Here is a 24,241-nt window from a genome sequence, read left to right as displayed (position 1 = left end):
TTATTCGATGGTCAAAATATCACTAAAGCCTGTCACCTCGAAAATCTCGCTGATCTCAGTGCAAACATTTTTGATGACCATGCTGCCCTGCTTATTCATAACCTTCTGGGCAGACAAAAGAACTCGAAGACCCGCAGATGAAATATACTCCAGCTTTGAAAAATCAAGCTCCAGCTTTTCTACGCCTTCGTATGATTTTTTTAATTCCTCTTCAAGCTGCGGTGCAGTTGTGGTATCAAGTCTTCCTTCAATCGCTACTTTTAAGCTGTTACCGTCTTTTGCTTTGTTAATCGTCATATCTGCGTATCTCCTTTCAAGGAATTGTTCATCTCACATAGATTATAACCTTGAAAACGTAATAAAACCATGCGAAAAATCGACATATTTCATTAAATTTCTATTAAAGGCATTACTGCAGTGACGGTAGTATTAGAGCATCTTCTTTAACTCATCATGAACAAATTGTACCTTAGGTCCTACAATAACCTGAACGGTTGTCTTGGAAGGACGGATAACGCCTGCAACTCCTGCCTTCTTGATAGCCTTCTCATCAACCTGAGTGTAGTCATTTATCTCAGCACGGATTCTGGTTGCGCAGTAGTCAAGCTCCTTGATGTTTTCCTTGCCGCCAAGGCCTGCAAGAACAAGACCGGCGATAGCTGTGAAATCATCATTGGCAAGAACAGCGCCTTCATCCTCCTCTTCGTCGTCAGTTCTTCCCGGTGTCTTTAAATCGAACTTAAGGATTACGATTCTGAAAAGAACATAGTAAATAACACCAAATACAAGGCCTACCGGAATAAGGATCCAGGGATTAACAGCCATAGGAGCCTTGAAGCTGAGGATCCAGTCTACAAGACCTGCTGAAAAGTTGAATCCTACTCTGAAAGGAAGCAGCGTACAAATGATAGCTGATAAGCCTGTAAGAGCTGCATGTACAAGGTAAAGGCCGGGAGCCATGAACATAAATGCAAATTCAAGGGGCTCGGTGATACCTGTGAAGAATGATGCCAGAGCACCTGCCATAAGCAGTGCTGCCGCTTCTTTTTTCTTAGTATCCTTGGCTGTATGATACATAGCCAGAGCACCTGCGGGAAGACCAAACATCATAACCGGGAAAAATCCTGTCATGTACTGTCCGGTAACGCCCTTTACAGCGCCCTCTGCGCCTGACCAGAAAAGGCCAAGGTCGTTGATTCCTGCTGTATCAAACCAGAATACCGCATTCAGTGCGTGATGCAATCCAAGGGGAATAAGCGCACGGTTAAGCATAGCGTAGATGCCTGAACCAACCGGTCCAAGACCTATGATAGCTGTACCGAAGGCAACAAGTGCAGCGAAAATAAGCGGCCATACAAAATAGAGAACAGCTGCAGTGACAATGGATACACCTGCAGTTACGATGGCTACGCATCTCTTTCCGCTAAAGAACGCCAGCCAGTCCGGAAGCTTTGTGTCCTTAAATCTGTTGTAGCAGCTTGAACCGATCACACCTGCGAGAATACCGATAAACGCATTGCTGATCTTTGAAAAAGCTGCGGGAACCTCTGATACGTCAACCCCTTTGTACATGGCAACGGCGCCGGAGCTAAGAAGTGTAGTGATCATCAGGAAAGAAACAAGTCCTGCAAGAGCACTGGTACCGTCATGATCCTTGGCCATGCCGACAGAAACACCGATAGCGAACAGTATGGGAATCTGATCAATGATAGCGGAAGCAGCCTTTATGAAAAATGCCGCAAGAACGCTGTTTGCGCCCCATCCGCTGGGATCGATCCAATAACCGATACCATAGAGAATACCTGCTGCAGGAAGAACCGCTACAGGCAACATCAGTGATTTGCCGATTTTCTGTAAATACTTCATCATACAACAACACCTCCCACTACATTATTAAATTGTTAGTTATATTACTGACTAAGAAGGATTACAGGTTCTCCGACTACCGCCTTACCACTCACCTTTTCAAGCCCCTTAAACTTTGCGTGATTAGAAATAATCACAGGTGTTATGATATCGTAGCCGGCGCCCTTAACGCCTTCTATGTCTACCTCTACGATCAGGTCACCCTTTTTTACTCTGGTTCCCTGCTGCGCATGTATTGTATAAAATTCCCCATTTAATTTTACAGTGTCGATTCCGATGTGGACTAAAAGCTCAGCTCCGTCATCAGTATTTATGCAGTAGGCATGTCCTGTAGGAAAAACTGCCACAAGCTCGCCGTCCGCAGGGGCATAAAACTTGCCGTCAGAGGGTATAATTGCCACTCCTTTTCCTACCATTTCCTGTGAAAAGGTGGGGTCGCTCACTGTGTCTATAGGAACGATCTCTCCGTTTACAGGTGCTGCAATCTCTATTTTGTTACCGTGAAAAAGCTTATCAAACAGTCCCATTTTTATGTCCCCTGAAATGAAATATTATGAAAAATTACAGTCTACTGATACCATCATCCTTATACATATCATAGCTCTCGGGCGCTGCATCAAAAGTGATGTAGCTAAGGTTATCCCAGCTAAGATCATCTACGCGCTCTGCGGGCTTTGTCAAAGGAAGAACCTTTCCGGGGCGAACAAAAACAAGAACCTCATTAAGCTCTGCCTTTACATAATGATCGCCGGCTTCAAGGATTTCCTCATCAAAATCGTTATAGCTTCTGAATCTTACAAGCTTCATCTTTTCAGGTAAATATACGTATCTGCCGGTCTTATTCTGCTCGTAAACAGGTGCGACCATAATGGAATCGCCCACAAGAAGCTGATCCTCTACCTCGCGGCATCTCTCGTCGTCTCTGTATTCGAAGGAAAGAGGTGCCATATACATTTTGTTCTGAAGAGCAGCCTTCATAAACTCTGAGTAGATATAGGGAATAAGTGAGTATCTAAGTTCTACGATATTCCTGAAATCCTTTGGCTTTCCAAACTGGTAAAGCTCCTGCTCTCTGCCGCCAAGGGCACAGTGATTTCTAAAGAGCGGTGTGAAAATACCAAACTCAGTCCAGCGCATAACAAGGTCCTCTGTGGTATTGCCACCAAAGCCGCCCACATCAGCTCCTGAATACAAAAAGCCTGTCATGCTAAGCGATGGCATCTGCTTGATATTAAGCAGCAGATGACTCCACCATGAAGTGTTATCTCCTGTCCATACGCCGCCATATCTGTGCATTCCGGTGTATGAAGATCTTGAGAACATAAGGATTCTCTTGTCCGGATTATTGCGCTCAAAGGCCTCTCCGGCAGATCTTGTCATATAGAAACCATAAAGGTTATGAACCTTGTCGTGACGAACCTTAACGCCGTCAAAATCATGATAAAATCTCTTGAAATCCTCAGGATTGTTATCTATGGAGCCAATGAGATTCTTAAATGCGAAAAATCCCCAGATATCAAGCTCTTTTTTCTCATAATCCTTTATCTCTGCAAAAACCTCCTTGAGGTGATCCTCGGTGTAGAAAATAGCAGGCTCGTTCATATCATTCCAAAAGCCCTCTATTCCTGCATCCGTAAGGAGCTTGTACTTATCTCCGAACCATTTTCTTGCAGCGCTGTTAAGGAAATCCGGGAAATGAACCTTGCCGGGCCAAACAGCCGCCACCAGATTTGTGCCGTCTTCTTTTTTACAGAAATATCCTTCCTTTACGCCTTCCTCATAAACATCATAGCCTTCCTCAATCTTAACGCCCGCATCGATAATGGGTACAAGACGGATGCCCTCACCCTTCATTTCTTTGACAAATGCCTCGAAATCAGGGAAGCGCTCAGGATTAATGGTAAAGTCCTTGAAATCCTGCATATAATCGATGTCCATGTAAATCATATCCAGCGGGATTCCAAGCTCCTTATATCTTCTTGCCACCTCGCGAACATCATCGGCTGTCTTGTAGCCCCAGCGGCTCTGACCAAAACCAAAGGCCCAAAGCGGCGGAATATAGCTTCTTCCGATAAGCTCTCTGAAGGATGTGACTATTTCATAGGGTGACTTACCCTCTATCACATAAAAATATGTATCATTGTCTTCAAAACGAATTGTAAATTTGTCGGCATCAGTGTATGCGATGTCAAACTTAATGATTCCGGGATTATCTACGAAAATTCCAAAGCATCTTGCGCCGTCATCAAACATAAGAAAATTCTGCGACGCATAGAGACCATGCTTTGTTTCCTCATGGTGAGGTTCATCGGCATTATTGCTGATATAGAGCCAGCCGCGCTTGTTGATTCCGCGGACAGTCTCTCCAAGGCCATACACTACGTCCTTTTTATTAAGGGCAAGGGACAGCTCTTTAGAGCCTTCCTCATAAGTAAAGCTTTCCGGAATTCCTGCTGTAATTGGGATCTGGGCTACTACTGCACCTGTACTAAGCGGGTTTCCAAACTGGTACTTCTTGATGTTTTCAAGTGACATATAGATCTCCTCCGTATTCGATTAGTCTTTTTCCGGTTTTTGCCGGGCTCATGCAATTATTTAAGAATGCATGGCTTTACTTTTTTAGTTTTTTGAATTTAAAAGAGGCATCTTTTACTCCGGCCTTTTTTAATTTCTTTATAATTCTGTTATATGTCTTTTTCGTTCTGCATACAATGACGATTTTTGTTCCTTTTTTAATTTTTTTGAGGAATCCGTTTCCGATGGATTTCAAATTGTCGGCATAAATCGTTACTGTATCCAGGTTTGTACAGTTTGAAAATGCCCCGTTTTCTATTTTGACAATATTTGAACCTATTGTAAGTTTTGTAAGATTCTTAAGTTTCCTTCCGGCATTCTTTCCTATAGTGGTTACTTCATAAGTTTTTCCATCATATTCTACGGTTTTCGGAACCGTAAACTTCTTAATCTTCTTATTGGATACACCATTAAGGCAGACACTTCCTGAAGCATCTACCTTATATTCAGTCTGATCCGTCACAAATGACACTACTTCAGGCAGGGGCTGAGTCTCCTCCTGCTGAATTACGTTATCATCACTTTTTGGCACATCAGCATTTTTACCGGATTCCTGCTCCTGTTCTTCTTCCTGCTGCGGTGCAGTGCTCTCATCCTCAGAAACCTTTACATAGCAGTATGCCTCGTAGCCGCCATCCTCTGTAGAGAAAACAATACAGGTTTCCCCGCACTTTACAAGCTTATATTCCACTGTTGCCTCCTCTGTCTTTGTGATAGTGATAATGTCATCATCCGCACAGATAAAACTAAATTCCTTGTTTGTAGCATCTGAAGGTTTAAAATTAAAGGAAATGGTCCCGCTATCGCCAACCTTGCCCTCAATTTTTTCAGTTGATATGCTAAGTCCGCCTACAGAAATATTGCCCTCGGTATCACTTATTGAAGCAATAATCGTGGCAGATGCCTTGCCATCGCTGGATGTAACAGTGACCGTAGCATAGCCGGGACCTGTTATGGAATAATTTCCGGCCTGGTCAACGGTTATAACCTGATCATTGGAGCTTCTCCAAATAAGCTCAGTATTAGTGGCATTTTCAGGCTCTATATCTGCTGTAAAAGTGCCCACGCTTCCAATAGCATCCGTTATTAAAGACGGCGATACCGTGATCTCCGTTACAGGAGTTACAGTGATATCTTCCGCTCCTGAAATGGCTGCCAGCACGTTTTCATAGTTGTAGGTTGTTCCATGGGCTGTAGGTATTAATGTGGAAAAACCATCTCTGCTTCGCCTGGTATATTTTGAGTAGGAGTAACCGTCCCCGCTTATCTTACGGCTAAAATTCTGGATTCCGGCGGTTGTAAGATTATAATAGAAATGCCTGACCTGTCTGATATATTCTTCAGGGCGCTGTTCCTTAACATCTGTATCATCCCAGGTTAAGTCTACCTCATACCAGTCATCACCCATTTCAACCACACTCCACGCATGTCCGCCCATATTTGTATAGCCGGCTACACCTGAAAGCACGTAAGAATTGATCCCTACACCATCAAGAAGATACTCAAATGCTATGGCATAGCCGTCGCAGACACATAAATTATTGATAAGAGCGCCATAAACCGTATGTCCAAGATTATATGGCGTGTTCTGATTGCTGCATGCAGTGTCATAGGTGATATGGTCAATCAGATAATCATGAATTGCCAACTCCTTTTCCAGGGCGCCGCCGGCTGTTGGAAGTACAGCTCCTGATAAAAGCTCATTTCTTTTCGCTACTACCTGCTGAGCCATCTGATCAAAGGTCTGCTGAGTATATGCGCTATTTAAAGAAACCAGATAAAGACAGTTGTCATATTTTTTTATACCCAATTTCGGATACTCAATTGGATATGCCTTAAAATGAATCTTTGCCATTGTCAGCTGAACAAGCTCCGGATGGTCATATCTCGCCGCCTCATAGGCATCCTGAAAATCCATACTGTCGAGTTTGTATTTTGCATCCTCATTCATAAAAATGGGAATAACACCCTTTCTGTATCTGGTTATTTCCTTAGACTTTTCGTCGTCTTCATATTCATAGGTAAAAACATCGGTACTGGCCTTGATAATAGCCCTGTACATTGCCTTCGCTTCATCGGAGAGATAATTATAGTGTTTTCCGGTGTCAACATCATAATTGAGGTCTCCACCGTTAAGAACGGCAGGCATATATTCGTCTACAACAACAGTATCCCCGATTTCAACCTCAGGCAGCGGAATCTGCTCAAGATCATTAATCGGATAGTCAAAAGTCTCGTCATCGTAGGCTTTTGCAGTAATGGCAAGCCCATCAAAGCCTGCAGATGCAGACAGACCTGCCACCACAACCGCCATTACTCCGGCAATTATTCTGTTTTTCATAATTCTAAAAACAGATCTCACAACTTAACCTCAAAAAATCTTTATAAATGATATACGAATTGCTCCGTTTCTTCGAAACTCTCGCAATCCTATCATAATATTACTTTACCACAATCTGAACAGATTTACCGTTATCTTATACATCGGCATAAATGCTTTAGTCTATTACATTTATCTGGCATGACTTCATGGCTTCCAGCGCATTCTGATGGCTCTGCGGTGTTACGCCGGCGCAGCAGGATGCATCAACTGTAATTTTTACTTCAGGCAAAAATGCCTTAATAAGAAGCGCATTGGAAATTACGCAAATATCCGTGCAAAGACCAATAACTTCAATCTCTTCTATATCATTCTCCTTAGCCATATTTTCAAGATAAAGGCCAAGCTCCTTAGAGCCAAAGGTGGGCTTGTCAATGATCACTGCATCTTCACTTACAGGAAGCGCTGATGAAATCTGCCAGCCCTCGCTGTCCTTAATGCAGTGCTCTACAGGCAGGTTATGACCTTCCTGAGTGTTCATGTAATCTGTCTGGTGCGTATCTCTTGTGAAAATAATCTTGCCATCAAAATTCTTAATTTTCGCAGCAACATTGTCCACAATCCCTACAGCTTCCTTTGTCCCCAGCGCCTGATCGATAAAATCGTTCTGCATGTCTACAACTACCAAAACCTTCATTTTCCATTCCTCCATTATGTAAATTATCCGCATTTTAGCGGTTTATTTCCTAATATCACAACATGTAACAAATTATAGCAAAAGCCCTGCGATTCTCTCAAGAAAAATGCAGTACTTAATATAAAGAAACTCCCCGGATTTCCGGGGAGCCAAAAAATATCAATATTAGCAAAATAGTACAGGCTAAGCATTACTTGTTTACGCTACGCATAATAATAAATTCACTTGTACCATAAGATTTTGAAAGCTTATCATAGAAAACAATTCTGATGCTTGTTGCTGCGTAGAAGTTTCTACTCTTAGTATTAGTAGTGCTTGTGTTTAATTCACCCTTTCTGTTCTTAGCACTCTTAGATGTATAACTGTACGCTGAATCATAGCTTGTGCCTACAGAGTTTAACTTGATAGTCTTTCCGGACTTAACTCTGGTGTATTTCCAGGTTACGCTGTCTTCTTTCACACCATTTATAACATCCTCGTAGTCACCATCTCCATTAAGATCAACGTAGTGAGAAGTTGTCTTTCCGGATTTGCTGAATGCTGAATAAAACTTTGAATTGTCATATTCTTTACCATTAGGATATGTTCCGCTCATTCCCTCACTATATGGCTCAGAATAAAGCCTACCAACCTCTATCTTCTTTATCACAAAATTCTTGTTCGCTTTGGCAACAAGCTTGCCCTTTGATTTTGTAGTGTAGAAAATACCATCTTCGTAAGCATAGAATGACTTTTTATAGAAATCTTTTTCATTAAGTAATGACTGACCGGCAAATGTTAGCTTGCTAAACACGTCCATGTCGTCAACTACATAAACTGCAATCTTTACTTTGGATATGGCACCATTGATATTAACAATGTTGAAGGTCAGGTCTGTCTTTCCGGACTTCTTACCATCAATCTTAATGTAACGCTTTGCAGAAGAAGATGTCATTTCTACATTCACTGCAGCAGCTTTTGCATCTGCCTCATTTGAGAATGTTCCTACAATTACCTTAGCGCCAACAGTTGTGTAATAATAAACTGAATAAGTTACATATCCTGTAGCAGGATCTGTTGTCCTGTCGATTTTTACATTATCCTTGTTAGTCGTAGTTTCACTACCCATCTTGCCGTAAAGGCTTGCTTTTGCAACACTCTTTTTAGAAGACTTAATTCCGGTGATCTTTGTGTCACCGCCTGATAATTGAACGCCAAGATATGTAGTAAAGCCTTTCATAACTCTGATAGCAGGCTGGAATGCCCTTGCCTGTGCTTCATTTGCTGTATAGTTTGCGTATACTTCTTCTTTGAAAATACTTGATTTCTTAGTCTGAGAATTATAGTATTTAACGCCTGTGGCATATCCCACATAAACTTTACCAACTTTTTCACAAGTCACATAGGCATTATTATTTGAGTAATAAATTACATCATTGGAATCAGTATATGTTCGAATATCTTTTATGGTATCAGCAGGTTTAACAGTAGTCATCATTCCTTTTGCCACTGCTGCAGCCAAAACCTTATCTTTGGTTTCATAATAATATGAGCCTGTAAAGACATCTGTTTTCACATAATCTATATCGATTACTGAATCCGTATCTGTAAAGTCGCTTACCTTTCCCAGTTCCTGCGTTGTCTCGTATTTTGCAGCCTGTGCGTGTACAGGTGCTAAAAGTGTTACGGATAGTGCAAGTGCGATCGCAGCTGCACCAAGTTTAGAATGTTTCCCCATTTAATTCCCTCCAACAATATATTTTACGGTTTTGACACCGTTTTTCATAACAAATTCGATTCTATCATCTGAGAAACATAAGTCAATAAAATATCCGTAAAAAATTTAATAAATATTTTATAAATTTTATAATTTGTTAATAATTTAGTTTCTGTCAGGAAGCTTCTTGGCTTATAGAAAATGCGAAGAAATGTAATATAAAAAACTCCCCGGATTTCTCCGGGGAGTCGAATCCCAAATTACTTGGAAACTCTGAGCCTGATTGTATATGCTGATGTTCCGTATTGTTTCAGAAGCTTATCATAATATGTAATGCGAATCTGTGTAGGTGCGTAGAAGTTTCTATCCTTTATAGTTGTGCTTGTTGAGCCATATTCATCAGACCACCAATTCGTATATTTTTTAGTTGAGCTATATGATGAATCATAATCCTTTCCAACTTTACTAAGCCTTACTGTTTTGCCGGATTTGGTCTTAGAATACTTGTATGTAACATTTCTTTCAGACATGCCGTTTATGGTGTCATCGAAGTCTCCATCACCGTTTAGATCAATGCAATGCTCCGTTGTCTTACCGGTTTTACTATATGCTGAGTAAGAACCTGAATGGTCATATTTTGTTCCATCCGGATTTGTTCCACTCATTCCTTCATTGTAAGCCTCAGCATAAAGCGTTCCAACCTCTATGCTCTTTATTACATAATTCTTATTTGCTTTTGCTACAAGCTTACCCTTCGCCTTAGTTGTATAGAATGTTGAACTACTATATGCATAAAAACTCTTTTTATCAAGATCTTTATCATCTATAAGAGACTGACCGGCATATGTGAGCTTATTAAATATTCTTGTATCATCTACAACATATATTTTTGTTGAAACTTTTGATGTATTACCATTCTTATTCTTGATGCTGAAAGTAAGATTTGTATTTCCGGGTTTCTTTGCCTCGATCTTGATGAAGCGAGTAGCTGAAGCAGAAGCGGTTGTCTCGGTCTGGATCATAGCCTTTTCTAAATCAGAGAAATTCTCGAATGTTCCAACTACAACCCTGGCACCAACAGTAGTGTAATAATATAGTACATAAGAAATCTTATTTGTTGCAGGATCTGTTATTTCCTCCCAATCAGTATGCAGCTTAGAGGTGTCTGTAGTATCCTCACTCATCTTATTGTAAAGACTGACCTTTGCAATAGCTTTCTTCGATGATTTAAGACTTGTAATTGCTGTATCGCCACCTGTAAGAGATACTCCTAAATATGTAATCTCACCCTTCTTAACTCTTATTGCAGACTGGAAGGTTCTTTCCTTAGCTTCATTCCCTGTATAATTACTATCTACTTCTCTTCTAAAGATACTAGTCTTCTTTGTCTGGGAATTTGTGTACTTGTAAATATATACACCTTTATATGTGTATGTATAAACACCACCAGAGGAAGAAGAATCCGTCTTATCATGGTAATAATCACTATAATAATATACCGTTCCATCTATTGCTCTTGACTTACAAGCACATACCGGTTTTGTTGTAGTTACAAGTCCCCTTGCAACCAATGCCCTTACAATTTTATCTTTAGCATCTTCTTGTGCATCATAACTATTTGTACCTGTTCCGGTTACATCGCCGATCGTTATCTTATCGTTGTCCACTACACCGGAATCAGAAATGTCTTTATTCAAATTAAGCTCTTCTGTATACTCATTTTTTGCAGCCAGAGCATTAACCGGTGTTAAAAATGTTACGGAGAGTGCAAGTGCGAGCGCAGCTGCACCAAATCTAGAGAGTTTCCTCATATGAATTACCTCCACTCATAAATTTTTACGGTTTTGCAACCGAATTTCGTGACAACTTCGATTCTAGCATTTGAAAGATATAAGTCAATTGCAAAACTGGCGCGGTTTTTCGGCACTTTATAAACTTTATAATTTGTTTATAATTTCGTTCTGATCATGTGTAGATAAAATCATTGTTTCAAGGATAATTGTCATGATTTTGCACAATTTATGATTGGATGAAATTTTATACTTTTTATATTTTTATTACATATTTTTAATCAACCAAAACCATACAAATTTATCAGAACCAACCCACAGATAATTCCTGTAACGAGGCCGGTAAAATGCCCGATAGAATCTATCTTTTTTGAAGTGGTCATAAGCGCAAGGATTGCGAAGGTTGGCAACATGGACCGTATCGCAGAAAATCCCATTACTGAATATGCAATAACCACATAGATTCCAAGAAGTCCGCATATTACGCCGGAGGCGCCGATGCAGAGAACAAAGGGTGACGTCTTTTTATGGATCCTTGCTGAAACAAGCCCGCCTACGAGCATTATTACAGCATAGCAAATGGCGTAAAGCTCGGATTTTAGCGCATGCTCCATTACTCTCCCAATGTTATAGAGAGAATACATGTTGCAGGCGAGATGAAGAAATTCCCGCTGGGTGAATGCCGCAGTAACTATGCGATAATACTGCTTTTCCTGGAGACTTGTTATGTATGAGGAACCCAGCTTAGATACACTTACCACCTTAAGATTTATTAGTATAAAAATAATTATGTTTGCTGCCATTATTCCATATGTCACGGGATATGCGGCAAAATCAAAATATCCGTTATACATGATATTATTCCATCCTTTTACGGCTTATTTTTATTCTAATATACATTAAAATACCCTGCATTTCTCCAAGAAAATGCGGAGCCATAAATACATTTCATACGGAAAGTATTTCTTGTTTATATCCCACCACAACTGTGATAATATGTATTGACTGACTACCCCGAGAGGAAACTAATATGTGCGGACGTTATCATATAGATCCTGAATTAGCTATAGAAGTTCAGGAAATTTTAGGCAAAAACGTGAAGAAATTGCGGTTTAATGAAAAGGATATTTTCCCCGGCTCAAAGGGGCTTATTCTCATGCCCGGAAACGAATCCATCGTACCAAAAGAAATCACGTGGGGCTTTCCCGGGAAGGAAAAGAACAGACTCATCATCAATGCGCGGTCTGAATCTGCCCTTCAGAAGCCCATGTTTTCAGAAAGTCTTGAGCGCAGAAGATGCATCATCCCTGCAAGAAGCTTCTATGAATGGGATAAAGAGAAAAACAAGGTCACCTTTAGCAGAAACGATGCCACGGCTATTTATCTGGCGGGGATTTATAACAGATTTAAGGATGAAGACCGGTTCACAATCTTAACCACCGCAGCAAATGAATCTGTATGCGATGTTCACGAGCGAATGCCTGTGGTTATAGAAAAAGATGCTATTTCAGACTGGCTGTTTTCTTTTGAAAGAGCGCCTAAGCTACTGCAGCAGCCCATGCCGCTGTTTTCATCCAAAAAGGACTATGAACAGCTGAGTTTTAATCTGTAAGATTGGAGGCCTTATGGCAGGATTACTTATTTTTATCATCTATCTTTCTTTTATATCACTTGGATTGCCGGATTCACTTCTTGGAAGTACCTGGCCCAGCATGTACGCGGACCTTGGCTCAACCATTACCGGGGCCGGTACCCTTGCAATGCTCATTAGCGGATGCACCATCGTATCAAGCCTTATGGCTGATAAGGTGATTCACAAATTCGGAACAGCGAAGGTGACAGCATTTTCCGTTGCCATGACAGCGGCTGCTTTGTTTGGTTTTAGTACCTGCACAAGCTATCTTCAAATGGCTATCTGGTGCATTCCATATGGTCTTGGTGCAGGCGCCGTGGATTCAGCGCTTAACAATTACGTAGCACTGCACTACAGCTCAAGGCATATGTCCTGGCTTCACTGCATGTGGGGTGTCGGCGCATCAATCGGTCCCTGGATCATGTCCCTTTGCCTCACAAACGGACTTAGATGGCCCAGCGGATACCGCACCATCAGCCTGCTTCAGGTGATACTGACTGTAATTCTTGTATTTTCAGTGCCTCTTTGGAAAACCGAATCCAACGCGGAAAGTGATGAGAAAAGCAGGAACGTCCTAAGCCTGCGACAGGCCATTGCCCTTCCCGGCGCAAAGACAATACTTGTGGCATTTTTCTGCTACTGCGCTCTGGAAATGGCCACAGGTCTTTGGGCTCCCAGCTGGCTTGTTACGGAAAAAGGCATAAGCGCCACCGACGCTGCAGGTCTTGGCGCTCTGTTCTATCTTGGAATTACGGTGGGAAGAGCTATCAGCGGCTTTATATCCAATAAGCTTGGTGATCAGAACATGATAAGACTTGGAGAGTTCATAATTGTAGCAGGCGTTGCCATCCTGATGTTTTCAGGTAATCTCACACTCTCAAAGTGTGCTCTTGTACTTATAGGACTTGGCTGCGCTCCGGTTTATCCCAGCATCATCCACTCAACACCTGCAAGATTTGGCAAAGAAAATTCCCAGTCTCTTGTAGGCATTCAGATGGCCGCTGCTTACGTCGGATCAACCTTCGCACCTAAGATTTTCGGTCTTATAAGCGATTACATCGGAATGTTCATGTATCCCTTCTACCTGTGCTTCTTCGTTGTTTTAATGATCCTCATGACTGAAAGAGGAAGTAAACATATCAGCTGATATCTTTTGTCAGAGCGGCTCATAAATGCCCTTTTTCGTAATTCTCGTGGTTATTTCATCATCGAAGGGTGCAGAGTGTCCGCTCTGTTTTCATGTCATGGTAAATATAAAAATCCGCAGCTGAGACATCGTAGGCCGCAATGATATCCTTAAGGGAATTGTATTCTGAGGATTCATCGGCGAAACGATTCTCAAAGGCACTTAAAAGCTCCCGGTTAAATACCCGGGTCTTTTCATTTTCAAAGATGGCGTTGTAGAGAATGCCGGATTCTACGAGATCCTGGAAAAAGTGACTTCCATAGGACAGCTCCGGATTGTACCCAACCTTAGAATCCGCTATTTCACAAACCGCATCAAATTCACTGATATCTGAAAAGGTAGTGGGTACGCCAAGCTCGGGAGATGTGGTTCCGACTCTTCCCGGAACCATAAGAAGCATGTGTTTATCCTGGCCTCTCATAAGCCAGTTGACTCTTCCGATGGCTCTTGCAACCTGATTTTTCTCCTGATAGGGCATGCTGTAGTATTTTACCGGGTCAACGTAGACGATATAATCAAGCTTTTCCGCCCTTGACAGCCCCATGGCGGACTTATTGCAATCAAATAGTATCTTTTCCTCGGATACATCCTCAGGAATCTGCATTTCTTCAGTGTCCTGATACACCTGAAGCGGCCTGCACTGCAGGATATTTATCACATAGTCCCCATTTTCAGAGAAATTGATGGTGAACTCAATATCCACAGGATGCTGATATTCTGTCTGCAGCGCCTGCAAAATCTCCTTCATCTGTGCCATCAGCTCGTCTTTTCGCACAATTCCCCTGCAGGAAATAAATTCAATATACCTGTCCTCACCTCTGTCCCTGAACATCCGCTCAGTATCGGTATCGTGCTCAAGCAGCAGTCTTTTTAGGAAAAACGGCATGTATTGCTTCACATCATCAAGCGTTACCCTCTCAAGCTGTCTTGTAGCGCGGTTCATAAGTTCAAGTTTTCTCTGGGAGTACTGATGCCTCTCGATGGAATTGCGGGCCGTGGTTGCTGTAGGATTATCCATACTGACAAGTCTTGGATATGAACCTTCGGTCCTGTCTACAGCCGAGGTTCCAAGGCCCATTACAAGGCGAAGCATACCCGCCGCCTGATCTATGGATTCCATGAATTTGTAGGGGCTGTAGGAATATCCGACGCCTGCTGCGCAGGGCATGTAGAACTCGCCATAATAGGAACCTGACACCCTCTGAACCAAAAGAGCCATCTGTTCATCTCTTTCCTGTAGGCCTCTTCTGCTGCGGTAATCAAGGGCAGATCTGCTCATTGTGCTGGCATAAACTGTGCGGATAGCGTTTTCCAGCTCCTCAACTCTCTGCTCCATTGTGCCAATATTCGAGCAGAAAACGGACTCATATTTTCCCGCAAAGGCATTGCCAAAGCCGTCCTCAAGAATTGAGCTGGACCTGACGATAATGGGGTCCTGACCGTAGTATTCAAGGAGTTTTTGGAACTCCTCTTCCATTCCTCTCGAGAATTTACCTCTGCGAAGCTGCTCGGCGAATTCTTCTGCCACCGAGAAAAACTCCTCCTTTGTCCTCTGCCTGATTCGAAGGTCCCAGAACTGATTATCAACAATGAAGGTATAGAAAACATCAGAGCCGATATAGAAAGAATCATGAGGCTCTAAATATCTATAAATTTCAGGTCTTCTGTGCTCAATGATCTTACGAGCCAGCAACATACCGCAGGCTTTTCCTCCGATCATGCCGGTTCCGATCATTCTGTCCTTCACATCAAGATAGTCGTCCGGCGTAAAAAGCTCTTTTATCATCTCACGAAGCCGGGAATCTCTGGTCATCATGATGTTACACATGCGGCTGCAGTTTTCCGATACGTCCTGCCCCGCCTGATGCATCATTCTTGTGAGAGCAAAAAATCTGTCCCAGCTGTCCATATTTTCAGAATCTGTAAGGGATCCGCTTTTTCCAAGCACCTGATAAAAATGGCTGGCCATAACTCCATCCAGAATGGGCTTAAAATCGCCATTTTCTGGATTGTAAAGCTGTGGCAGGAACATGGTCTCCGAGTATCTGTTCCAAACCTTATCGGGTCTTACGTATACATTTTTATCATCGGAATAAACATCAAGGAAAAGCTGGGTTGTGTCCCTGATTTTTGCAATCGCCTGAAATGAATGTTTACCGCGGATCAGCGGGAAAAAGGCAAAGATGCTTTGTTTTAAGCACCTTTGCCTATCTGTAATCATTATATCACATTTTCAGACTGTTTTTAATCCGCTCACAGCCCAAATTCGCAGGCAATATAGGTTATACCATCTATTTCATAGTAGGCCACACCGATCTTGGTGAATCTTTTCTCCAGCAGATTCTGTCTGTGGGAGGGATTCAGATACCACCCCGCGGTAATGTTGAGGTTCCCTGCCTGCTCCTCGTTTGAAGCCTTGGCAAGATTCTCCCCGAAGGACGCGTTATAGCGCATAGAACTTGACAATTTGGCGCATTTGTATTGTAATTGAAAGCTGTTGTGGAAATATGAATTACAATCGGCCGCCTAATTACAACGGTCGAATTTTGAAAAGGATTTATTTAAATGAACTCTCTTGGAATATGGATTATCGCCACTTTGGTGGCTTTTTTTGTAAAGGGTCTTTGCGGCTTTGCCAACACACTGGTTTTTACCTCGATTCTTGGTTTTGGAGTAAATAATGTAAATATCTCTCCCGTAGAGCTGGTTCTTGGTTTTCCCAGCAACGTGATCCTCACCTGGAGCAACAGGAAAAAGCTGAATCCCAGAATTTTCGTACCTCTTATAATACTGACGCTTCTTGGCAGCATCCCCGGCGCGTTTTTATTGAAAAACGTGGATGCTCACATCATCAAGATCATCTTCGGCGTAGTGGTTGTGCTGGTTGGTATCGAGATGCTTCTTAAGGAATACGACAAGCTTCACCTGAAGGATTCCAGACTCGTTCTGTTTATCATCGGCATGATCGGCGGCCTTATGTGCGGTCTTTTTGGTGTAGGCGTCCTGATGGCTGTATGCGTCAGCAAGGTTACAGTGACAACCTCAGAATTCAAGGCAAATCTCAGTGTTATTTTCATAATAGAAAATATAGTTCGAATAATAACATATGCTTTTGTCGGAATAATAACTCCGGAATCCCTGAAAATGGCCTTTATTCTCATACCCTTCATGCTTATCGGAGTTTTCACAGGAATGAAGAGTGCCACTCTCCTCGATGAGAAGAAGGCAAAAAAGCTGGTCATCGTGCTGCTTATTATTTCCGGCCTCTCATTGGTTGTGAAGAATCTTGCGTAAAGAATCACTTTTTTCAGGTTCTCTTGTTTTTATCCTGCGAATAAATCTTCCAAAATGTTACACAAGCCATTAAGTGTAACTTCTTTTAAACGCCCATAAATGCTATGCTTTCTTATGGTATAGAAATCCTGTGTAACGCAGGTTTTAAAGAAGGAGGACAAAGAAAAATGGCAAACAGAATTTCATTAAACGGCACATCATATCATGGGGCAGGCGCCATCCAGGAAGTAGTTAACGAGATCAACAATCACGGCTTCAAGAAAGCTTTTGTAGCTTCTGATCCCGACCTCATCAAGTTCGGCGTAACTGCTAAGGTTACAGATCTTCTTGACGGTGCTAAGATCCCTTACGAAATATATTCAGATATCAAGCCCAATCCCACAATCGAGAACGTTAAAAACGGTGTTGAGGCCTTCAAAAAGTCAGGTGCCGACTGCATCGTAGCAGTTGGTGGCGGTTCTTCAATGGATACCTCAAAGGCTATCGGTATCATCATTACAAACCCTGAATTCGCAGATGTTCGCTCACTTGAGGGCGTTGCACCCACAAAGAATCCCTGCGTTCCGATCATTGCAATCCCTACAACAGCAGGTACAGCAGCTGAGGTTACAATCAACTACGTTATCACAGACGTTGAAAAAGAGAGAAAGTTCGTATGCGTAGATACACACGATATGCCTATCGTAGCAATCGTTGATCCCGAGATGATGGCATCTATGCCTAAGGGTCTTACAGCAGCTACAGGTATGGACGCTCTCACACATGCTATCGAGGGCTACACCACAAGAGCAGCTTGGGAAATGACAGATATGTTCCATCTTGAGGCAATCAGACTTATCTCCAAGCACCTCCGCGGTGCTGTTGAAAACACCAAGGAAGGCCGTGAAGGCATGGCTCTTGGTCAGTACATCGCAGGAATGGGCTTCTCAAACGTAGGTCTTGGTATCGACCACGCTATGGCTCACACACTTTCAGCTCACTATGACACACCTCACGGCGTTGCTTGTGCAATGTTCCTTCCCATCTCCATGGAGTTCAACCGCGAGTTCACAGGCGAAAGACTTCGTGAAGTAGCTAGAGCTATGGGTGTTGAAGGCGTTGACAACATGTCACAGGAAGAATACAGAGATGCTGCTATTAACGCAGTTAAGAAGCTTTCTGAGGATGTTGGAATTCCGAAGACACTTGATAAGATCACAGAAGAGGATCTCGATACTCTTGCAACAGATGCACTCAACGATGCATGCTATCCCGGCAACCCGAGAGAAGCAACAAAGGAACAGGTTATTGAGATGTTCCGCATGCTGATGGCATAAAAAATAATTCGGCTTCCTGTCTGGTAAATCACAGACGGGAAGCCGTTTTTTGTGCCACTGGGTGTGCCACCGGGGACGGTTCTCTTTGGCACGCAAGTCTCTTGCGTGCCAAAAAGAACCGTCCCCAATGGCACAATGGCATGATAACATCAATCATCCTGCCCGGATGTCTCTCTTTTCGTAAGGTGCGTAAGTGTGTACCCATGATACATGATAAATACCGACACCAGCAGGAACAAATGAGTATAAAAGATACCCATAATGTAGTAATTACGCTCAAGGAAAAACCCAAGACTAAAGCCCAGATAGCATAATCCGCCGGACAGTATAAGTCCCAGCACCATAAGCGGAAGCCTCAAGAATACATTTTTCATATTTGCAAGAAAATCCGCAAAGGATGCGTCAAAATACACGAATCGACCTACCATAAGTCCCAAATAATACATCATGACAGGGCTGTATTCGCTCTCATCTCCTATTACATTTAAAAACAACAGAATAATGATTACGTAAAACATAGAGAGCATTCGCACGGATGCTATTTCTTCACGTTCCAGCTTTTTAAGGGGAATGATGAGCTTATCCAGAATAGAATTAATGACGCAGGATAAGCAGATAAGGAACAGCAAAACGAAGTCTTTTCCATTCTCCCAGACAAGCATGACCGGCTCCCACTGCAGGGCAGGCGTGCCAGACTGCACAAGGGAATATACATGATTTAATACCACATAGGCGCAGGCAAAGGACATAACCGATGTGGCAGAGATTATCATTTCATAAAAAAGCTGAATAAGGGTATGCTTTTTAAATTCCATATATTCAGCATCTCTCGCTCTTGGTGTCCCTGCCGCCACAAGCTTTAAGCCTCCTCGGATCAGCAGATCGCACAGCAGCACCGCCACCATGGAAATAAGAAAAAATAATAGGATTTTAGGCAAGGTAAAATCCGGGTTTAAATATGCATCAATAGTCATTTTGTATCACCTCATAGAAATAAGTTTTGTCTGCTCGTGCCACTGGGGACGGTTCTAAGTGGCACGTTTCTAAAAAATGTGCCATTTAGAACCGTCCCCGGTGGCACGAAATCAAAGTATAGCCAGCTCCGTAAAAAGCCGCGAAAGCTCCGGTGGCATGGCGGCTATCATCAGATCCGCAAGTTCTTCCTCCTGCTCCTTCATGCCCTTAAGTACCCACTGAACTGTCATGTAGATGGATGCCTGACAGTACATTTCCAGCAGCTTTCTTATTTTTTTCGCCGGTAAATCTCCTGATTTTTCTCTGATAAGCTTACAGTAATGCTCGAAAATCATGTAGAAATCATGATCCTTTAGATTGTTCTGCTCATCCACACGAAAAGCAGCTGTGAAAAACAGCCGCTCCTCTTTGATGTATCTAAACTTTTTTATAAGACCATCTCTTAAGGTCTCACCGCTTCCCATTTCCTTGAAGGACTGCTCAAGAAGGCGGTCAAAATACCAGTTGATAAGGTCGTATTTATCTATGAAATTGCGATAAAAGGTCTGCCTTGAAACTCCGCAAACATCTACGATCTGCTTGACCGTAATGTTTTCCACGGAGGTGGTTTTCATGCACTCCTTCACCGCCTGTGCAAGCTTGTATTTACTGTTTTCCATACCTCTCCCAACTATTCCCGGAATCACTGAAATCAACCGGGTGTAACGTTTTGCGCTGCTTCTTCCTTGGATTTTTTCTTGTGTACATACATAAGCTGGTCCGCTCTTCCGACCACATCGCCAATTTTATCGCTTTCAAGGCGCTCCGCTATACCATAGGCAAAATCGATCTTGAAATCCCCATACTGTTCATCGCATTTTCCCTTATGAAGAACGCTGTCAACGATGCCCTTAAGAACAGGCTTTGTGTTCTTTGAAATAAGGATAAATTCATCGCCCCCGATACGGTAAAGCATTCCCATGCCCTTAAATGCATCGGATAAGGTCTTAGCGGTAGCAAAAATATACTGATCGCCAACGTGATGACCCATGGTGTCGTTGAATTTTTTTAGGCCGTTAAGATCTATAAGCACAATTGTGTTGTAGTTATCTTTGATGCGGGATATTGCCCTTGCATAAGCATTTCTGTTAGGCAGCTCCGTTATGACATCCACCTTATTATACAACGCTGACAGCGCAAGGTACATGAGCAGATAAGAAAGTCCGAGACTTATCCACAAGGTTTTCAGGTCGTAATTTATCCATGATGCCAAAAATCCGATAAACATGGTCACCCCGACAAACGTTGCAAGGAACATATCCTCATAATCAAAGAATTTGGTCCTTATCATATCCCACAGCAGGATAACGAATGCGAGGTAGCATACTATGTGCATTCCAAATCCCCAGGGCACATAGTGCATGTAGGAATCCTTGTGATAGAAAAATATGGGTCTGAAGATGTTCACAATATCCGCTATCATAAGAATAAAAATGAAAAGAAGACCAAGGTTATGCCTGATGGTACGTTTTCGCAGTGTATAAACGATAAAAAATGTGCTGAGCGCCGCGGGAACCATCAGATAAATAATGCAGGTGATAAGATTCAGGATAAAATCGGTTTTCTCCGATACGGGAAGGAAATAGACACATATATACCAGAGCATATCAAAGATATACAAAATGGCCAAAGCGATACCCGTGCCTATTATACCTACCCTTATGTCCTTACGAAGATAAGAATTATTAAGGGTAAGCACAGAGACATATATGACAATCAAAATACCGATAATGTCGGAAAACTCCAGCCAATCGAACATTTCGTCTCCTGAGGATCAAAACAGGATCCATCTCCAGTAAGCCATGATTCCAGCGCTTTTATATAAATATCATTTTATAAAGTCACATTAACCTAATTTAATTATGAGGCAAATTTATAAAATACTTATTAATTCCGGCTAAAGTTATGCTTAAAATCTGCATAATACTTATAGATGTTATTTCTCTCTTTTTTCTCCTCCATGGATAACGTCTCGCAACCGGTTATATCATAGGCACCGAAGGTATTTTTAAGGCGTGAAGTGGGATCAAGCTCCACATAGGTAACCCATGGAAGCCAGTGATGCAGCGTATTCAGGTTTTGATCGGCAAAACCGTCGCCATAATCCCGACCGCATCCCGCCTTTTTTGTTCGAAATTATGAATAAATATTATCAAATTTCTGTCGTTTCTGCTTATCACACCTTGGTATTGATATCATTATTTTTTGTCCTTGTTTCTATGAAAAGCAAAATGGTGTAATATATAGTTTCATGAATATTTAAAGGAGATAGGAAAATGCCAAAAATAAATCCCATGGCTATCATGGAGCTTCAGCAAAAATTTAATACCTTCAAAGAAGAACACCCCAGGGTACTGCCCTTTTTCAATGCACTAAAGGACAACACACCTGAGGTGGGTTCGGTTTTCGATATGAAGGTCACTAATCCTGATGGCACAGTGATGCAGTGCAACATCAAGCTAACTGAAAATGACCTGGAGATGTTCAGAACTTTAATGAACATGAAGGGATGATTTTCATCCCTCGAAAATGTGGATTCTTACGCCGCCTTCGATACCCTCGATAGTACCGTAAAGATCAGCGGTTTCAAGGAATGCCAGTGCCTGGCTGTCCGTAATAACCTTGGGGGTTGTGGTGTTTTCACCGCCCTCCCTGAACTGGCCGTTATTCTCGATAAAGATGTGAGAGGGATTGCCCTCCTTATCGGTTCCTTCGAGAATATATCTGGCAGAAAGAAGCGTGGGCTCATCACCCAGCTCCTTCTGTGTATCTACGCCGCCGGGAAGAATTTTTCCCTTAAAATTGTCACAATCAACGGTGCCATCAAAGAGAATCATTCTTGCCGTGCCGGTGTGTCCCTTAACCTCGTTTACTCCCGTAATTCTTACATTTATCGTAAGTACTTCCGTACCTGCATTACTCATTTTTGATTCCTCCTATCAGAACTCGGTAGTGTCTAATCGACACTCCTTTTTTCTTTATAAATCCTCTATTTTTCGGGAGTTCAAAATAAAAAGAGCATTGACCTCCCTTTTGGTATAATGTTAACGACCAAGAAAACATCCCGCAAAGGAAACAATGCTCGTGAACATTATACTTTATTTACTTGAAATCATCCATCAGCTCTATCAACAAAACTGCTGGTTGATCAACTTTATCTGTAGATATATTCCGCTTAAACAGTGGGCTTATGAGGATTCTCATTCTCCCAAATATCAAAAATTTAAGATTGATAAGCTCCCTTTGATTCTGAATGTAGAGCCCTGGGATTACAGGGATTTCATGGCTTACCTTCAGTGGCGTTACCCGGATGACAAGCCCATCAAACCTATACGGCGTCGTTCTGAATGTGACATTCCCGATGATTGCAAATGTCCAAGGTGCAACGCTCCCAAAATATACCTTTACAAGAATAATGGCTCTAAAGGCCAGCTCCAGTGTAAGGTATGCCAGACGCTTTTCTCACCCGAGGATAACCGTCATACTTCACTTAAGCTCAGATGTCCGTACTGCACTCACACTCTTGTTCCAAAGAAAGATCGTAAGCATTTCATCGTTCACAAATGTGTTAATCCCAAATGTCCTTACTACCTGAGCAATCTCAAGAAGGTTGATAAAGAAGATCTTGACGAAGACTATGGCAAGAACAAATATAAGCTTCATTACATCTACCGTGAGTTCACGATAGATTTCTTCAAGATGGATATAACCACACTTCCTAAGAATGCTTCATCCCTTAAGTTCACAAAGAACAATGCATATATCATGTCCCTATGTCTAACCATGCATGTTAATCTTGGCTTATCACTACGTAAGACTTCCCATGCTCTCAAGGATCTGTACGATATTTCTGTTTCACATCAGCAGGTGGCAAACTATTGCAAGACTGCAGCTTTGTGTATAAAGCCGTTTGTTGATACTTACCCTTACGAAAAGGGATCTGTATTCACTGCCGACGAAACTTATATCAAGGTCCTTGGTATAAAAGGCTTCATCTGGTTCATCATGGATGCCGCCAGCAGGGCTATAGTCGGATATCAGGTATCAGACAACCGTGGTGTCGGTCCATGCATCATGGCTATGCGCATGGCCTTTCAGCATCTTAAGGAACTACCTAAGAACTTCAGATTCATAGCTGATGCTTACAGCGCCTACCCTCTGGCTGCTCAGCAGTTTCTTATCAATGCTGGAGAAAAGTTCAAGTTCGATATCACACAGGTTTTAGGTCTTACGAACGATGATGCAGTATCTGCAGAGTTCCGCCCGTACAAACAGATGATTGAACGACTCAACCGCACTTACAAAGAATCCTACCGGCCTACCAATGGCTTTAATAACTACGATGGTGCCAACTACGATCTCGCATTATGGGTTGCGTACTACAACTTTCTTCGGCCGCATAAACACAATGGTTTCAAGCCACCTGTCTTAGATGATATGGTCATGAATGCTGGCAACATGCCTGGTAAATGGCAGATGCTGATAATACTTGGTCAACAGACCATTCTCAACATCCAACAGGGTGCAACCGCATAAAACGGAGCGGAACCGTTGTCAAGGAAAACGTGGAATACCGAAGCGGCAGCGCCGCGAGGATATGCCGCGAAAGTTCCTTGACATAAGGTTCACGGATAATCCTGATACATTGGTCAGCAAGTGTGCTTGCTGGCCTGCTTCCGGCGAGGACGGGTGCGGGCAGAGCCCGCTTAACGGGTCAAGGGACTGGTCCCTTGCAGGTTCTTAGGGCGGAGCCCTAAGCCCTCGGAGAGCTTGTCGGTATCAATATCTACATTTTCAAGGTTCTTTTGAGCCTTTTTTCTTTGGCTCATTTTTCCATAGCAGACTTTACACTATC

General features: G+C 42.4%; 22 protein-coding genes. 7 read left to right on the top strand and 15 right to left on the bottom strand.

Annotated features, from left to right (window positions below; genetic code table 11):
- The 9 genes from G608_RS0113840 to G608_RS0113800 all read right to left on the bottom strand — a co-directional run bounded on the left by G608_RS0113840 (position 1) and on the right by G608_RS0113800 (position 11,797).
- Entirely contained in the window at positions 1–297 is a 297-nt protein-coding gene (locus G608_RS0113840; protein WP_026496546.1) for an STAS domain-containing protein, read from the bottom strand.
- Positions 298–429: 132 nt separating this feature from the next.
- A complete protein-coding gene (nagE, locus tag G608_RS0113835) occupies positions 430–1,869 on the bottom strand; it encodes an N-acetylglucosamine-specific PTS transporter subunit IIBC (protein WP_330367024.1) in 1,440 nt (479 codons plus the stop codon).
- A 41-nt stretch (positions 1,870–1,910) separates the two neighbouring features.
- Positions 1,911–2,393, bottom strand: coding sequence for a PTS sugar transporter subunit IIA (locus G608_RS0113830; protein ID WP_035795685.1), 483 nt, complete (start codon positions 2,391–2,393; stop codon positions 1,911–1,913).
- 34 nt (positions 2,394–2,427) lie between these two features.
- Positions 2,428–4,401 carry a glycoside hydrolase family 31 protein gene (locus tag G608_RS0113825; RefSeq protein ID WP_035795683.1) on the bottom strand — a complete coding sequence of 658 codons (1,974 nt, stop codon included), beginning with the start codon at positions 4,399–4,401 and terminating at the stop codon, positions 2,428–2,430.
- A 76-nt stretch (positions 4,402–4,477) separates the two neighbouring features.
- Entirely contained in the window at positions 4,478–6,781 is a 2,304-nt protein-coding gene (locus G608_RS0113820; RefSeq protein ID WP_026496542.1) for an Ig-like domain-containing protein, read from the bottom strand.
- Positions 6,782–6,938: 157 nt separating this feature from the next.
- The gene (locus G608_RS0113815) at positions 6,939–7,457 is read right to left on the bottom strand and encodes a cysteine hydrolase family protein (protein ID WP_026496541.1); all 519 of its coding nucleotides are present in this window, start codon (positions 7,455–7,457) and stop codon (positions 6,939–6,941) included.
- A gap of 190 nt (positions 7,458–7,647) precedes the next feature.
- Positions 7,648–9,174, bottom strand: a complete 1,527-nt coding sequence (locus G608_RS0113810) for a hypothetical protein (RefSeq protein WP_026496540.1) — start codon at positions 9,172–9,174, stop codon at positions 7,648–7,650.
- Between the two features lie 239 nt (positions 9,175–9,413).
- Entirely contained in the window at positions 9,414–10,964 is a 1,551-nt protein-coding gene (locus G608_RS0113805) for a hypothetical protein (RefSeq protein WP_026496539.1), read from the bottom strand.
- A gap of 260 nt (positions 10,965–11,224) precedes the next feature.
- The gene (locus tag G608_RS0113800; RefSeq protein WP_026496538.1) at positions 11,225–11,797 is read right to left on the bottom strand and encodes a rhomboid family intramembrane serine protease; all 573 of its coding nucleotides are present in this window, start codon (positions 11,795–11,797) and stop codon (positions 11,225–11,227) included.
- A 176-nt stretch (positions 11,798–11,973) separates the two neighbouring features.
- Here G608_RS0113800 and G608_RS0113795 point away from each other — a divergent pair, with 176 nt between their 5' ends.
- Positions 11,974–12,555, top strand: a complete 582-nt coding sequence (locus tag G608_RS0113795; protein ID WP_026496537.1) for an SOS response-associated peptidase — start codon at positions 11,974–11,976, stop codon at positions 12,553–12,555.
- Between the two features lie 13 nt (positions 12,556–12,568).
- Positions 12,569–13,723 carry an MFS transporter gene (locus tag G608_RS0113790; RefSeq protein WP_026496536.1) on the top strand — a complete coding sequence of 385 codons (1,155 nt, stop codon included), beginning with the start codon at positions 12,569–12,571 and terminating at the stop codon, positions 13,721–13,723.
- Between the two features lie 58 nt (positions 13,724–13,781).
- On the opposite strand, the gene G608_RS21230 is transcribed toward G608_RS0113790, so the two are convergent.
- Positions 13,782–15,983, bottom strand: coding sequence for a PEP/pyruvate-binding domain-containing protein (locus G608_RS21230; protein ID WP_051209356.1), 2,202 nt, complete (start codon positions 15,981–15,983; stop codon positions 13,782–13,784).
- Between the two features lie 32 nt (positions 15,984–16,015).
- The gene (locus tag G608_RS0113780) at positions 16,016–16,216 is read right to left on the bottom strand and encodes a CAP domain-containing protein (RefSeq protein ID WP_026496535.1); all 201 of its coding nucleotides are present in this window, start codon (positions 16,214–16,216) and stop codon (positions 16,016–16,018) included.
- 111 nt (positions 16,217–16,327) lie between these two features.
- On the opposite strand from G608_RS0113780, the gene G608_RS0113775 reads away from it, so the two are divergent.
- Positions 16,328–17,056, top strand: a complete 729-nt coding sequence (locus G608_RS0113775; RefSeq protein WP_026496534.1) for a sulfite exporter TauE/SafE family protein — start codon at positions 16,328–16,330, stop codon at positions 17,054–17,056.
- A 167-nt stretch (positions 17,057–17,223) separates the two neighbouring features.
- Positions 17,224–18,372 carry a lactaldehyde reductase gene (gene fucO / locus G608_RS0113770; RefSeq protein ID WP_026496533.1) on the top strand — a complete coding sequence of 383 codons (1,149 nt, stop codon included), beginning with the start codon at positions 17,224–17,226 and terminating at the stop codon, positions 18,370–18,372.
- 149 nt (positions 18,373–18,521) lie between these two features.
- Here fucO and G608_RS0113765 read toward each other — a convergent pair whose 3' ends face one another.
- The 3 genes from G608_RS0113765 to G608_RS0113755 form a co-directional block, all read right to left on the bottom strand.
- On the bottom strand, positions 18,522–19,346 hold the full coding sequence (locus G608_RS0113765; protein ID WP_026496532.1) for a hypothetical protein: 825 nt from the start codon (positions 19,344–19,346) through the stop codon (positions 18,522–18,524).
- A 111-nt stretch (positions 19,347–19,457) separates the two neighbouring features.
- Positions 19,458–20,006, bottom strand: a complete 549-nt coding sequence (locus tag G608_RS0113760; protein ID WP_035795697.1) for a TetR/AcrR family transcriptional regulator C-terminal domain-containing protein — start codon at positions 20,004–20,006, stop codon at positions 19,458–19,460.
- A gap of 32 nt (positions 20,007–20,038) precedes the next feature.
- Positions 20,039–21,145, bottom strand: coding sequence for a GGDEF domain-containing protein (locus tag G608_RS0113755; RefSeq protein ID WP_026496530.1), 1,107 nt, complete (start codon positions 21,143–21,145; stop codon positions 20,039–20,041).
- A gap of 517 nt (positions 21,146–21,662) precedes the next feature.
- Here G608_RS0113755 and G608_RS0113745 point away from each other — a divergent pair.
- Positions 21,663–21,899 carry a hypothetical protein gene (locus tag G608_RS0113745; protein WP_051209354.1) on the top strand — a complete coding sequence of 79 codons (237 nt, stop codon included), beginning with the start codon at positions 21,663–21,665 and terminating at the stop codon, positions 21,897–21,899.
- Positions 21,900–21,902: 3 nt separating this feature from the next.
- On the opposite strand, the gene G608_RS0113740 is transcribed toward G608_RS0113745, so the two are convergent.
- Positions 21,903–22,310: a DUF3237 family protein gene (locus tag G608_RS0113740; RefSeq protein ID WP_026496528.1), complete on the bottom strand. Its 408-nt coding sequence runs from the start codon at positions 22,308–22,310 to the stop codon at positions 21,903–21,905.
- A gap of 154 nt (positions 22,311–22,464) precedes the next feature.
- Between G608_RS0113740 and G608_RS0113735 the strand changes: the two genes are divergently transcribed.
- Positions 22,465–23,922, top strand: a complete 1,458-nt coding sequence (locus G608_RS0113735; protein WP_442852210.1) for an integrase core domain-containing protein — start codon at positions 22,465–22,467, stop codon at positions 23,920–23,922.
- A 61-nt stretch (positions 23,923–23,983) separates the two neighbouring features.
- Positions 23,984–24,130, top strand: coding sequence for a hypothetical protein (locus G608_RS24570; RefSeq protein WP_196812581.1), 147 nt, complete (start codon positions 23,984–23,986; stop codon positions 24,128–24,130).
- Positions 24,131–24,241: the final 111 nt, after the last annotated feature.

This window comes from Butyrivibrio sp. WCD3002 (assembly GCF_000424265.1).
In the GTDB taxonomy this organism is placed as follows: domain Bacteria; phylum Bacillota; class Clostridia; order Lachnospirales; family Lachnospiraceae; genus Butyrivibrio.
Note: the sequence above shows the minus strand (reverse complement) of the source record. Positions and strands in the feature narration are given on the sequence as shown.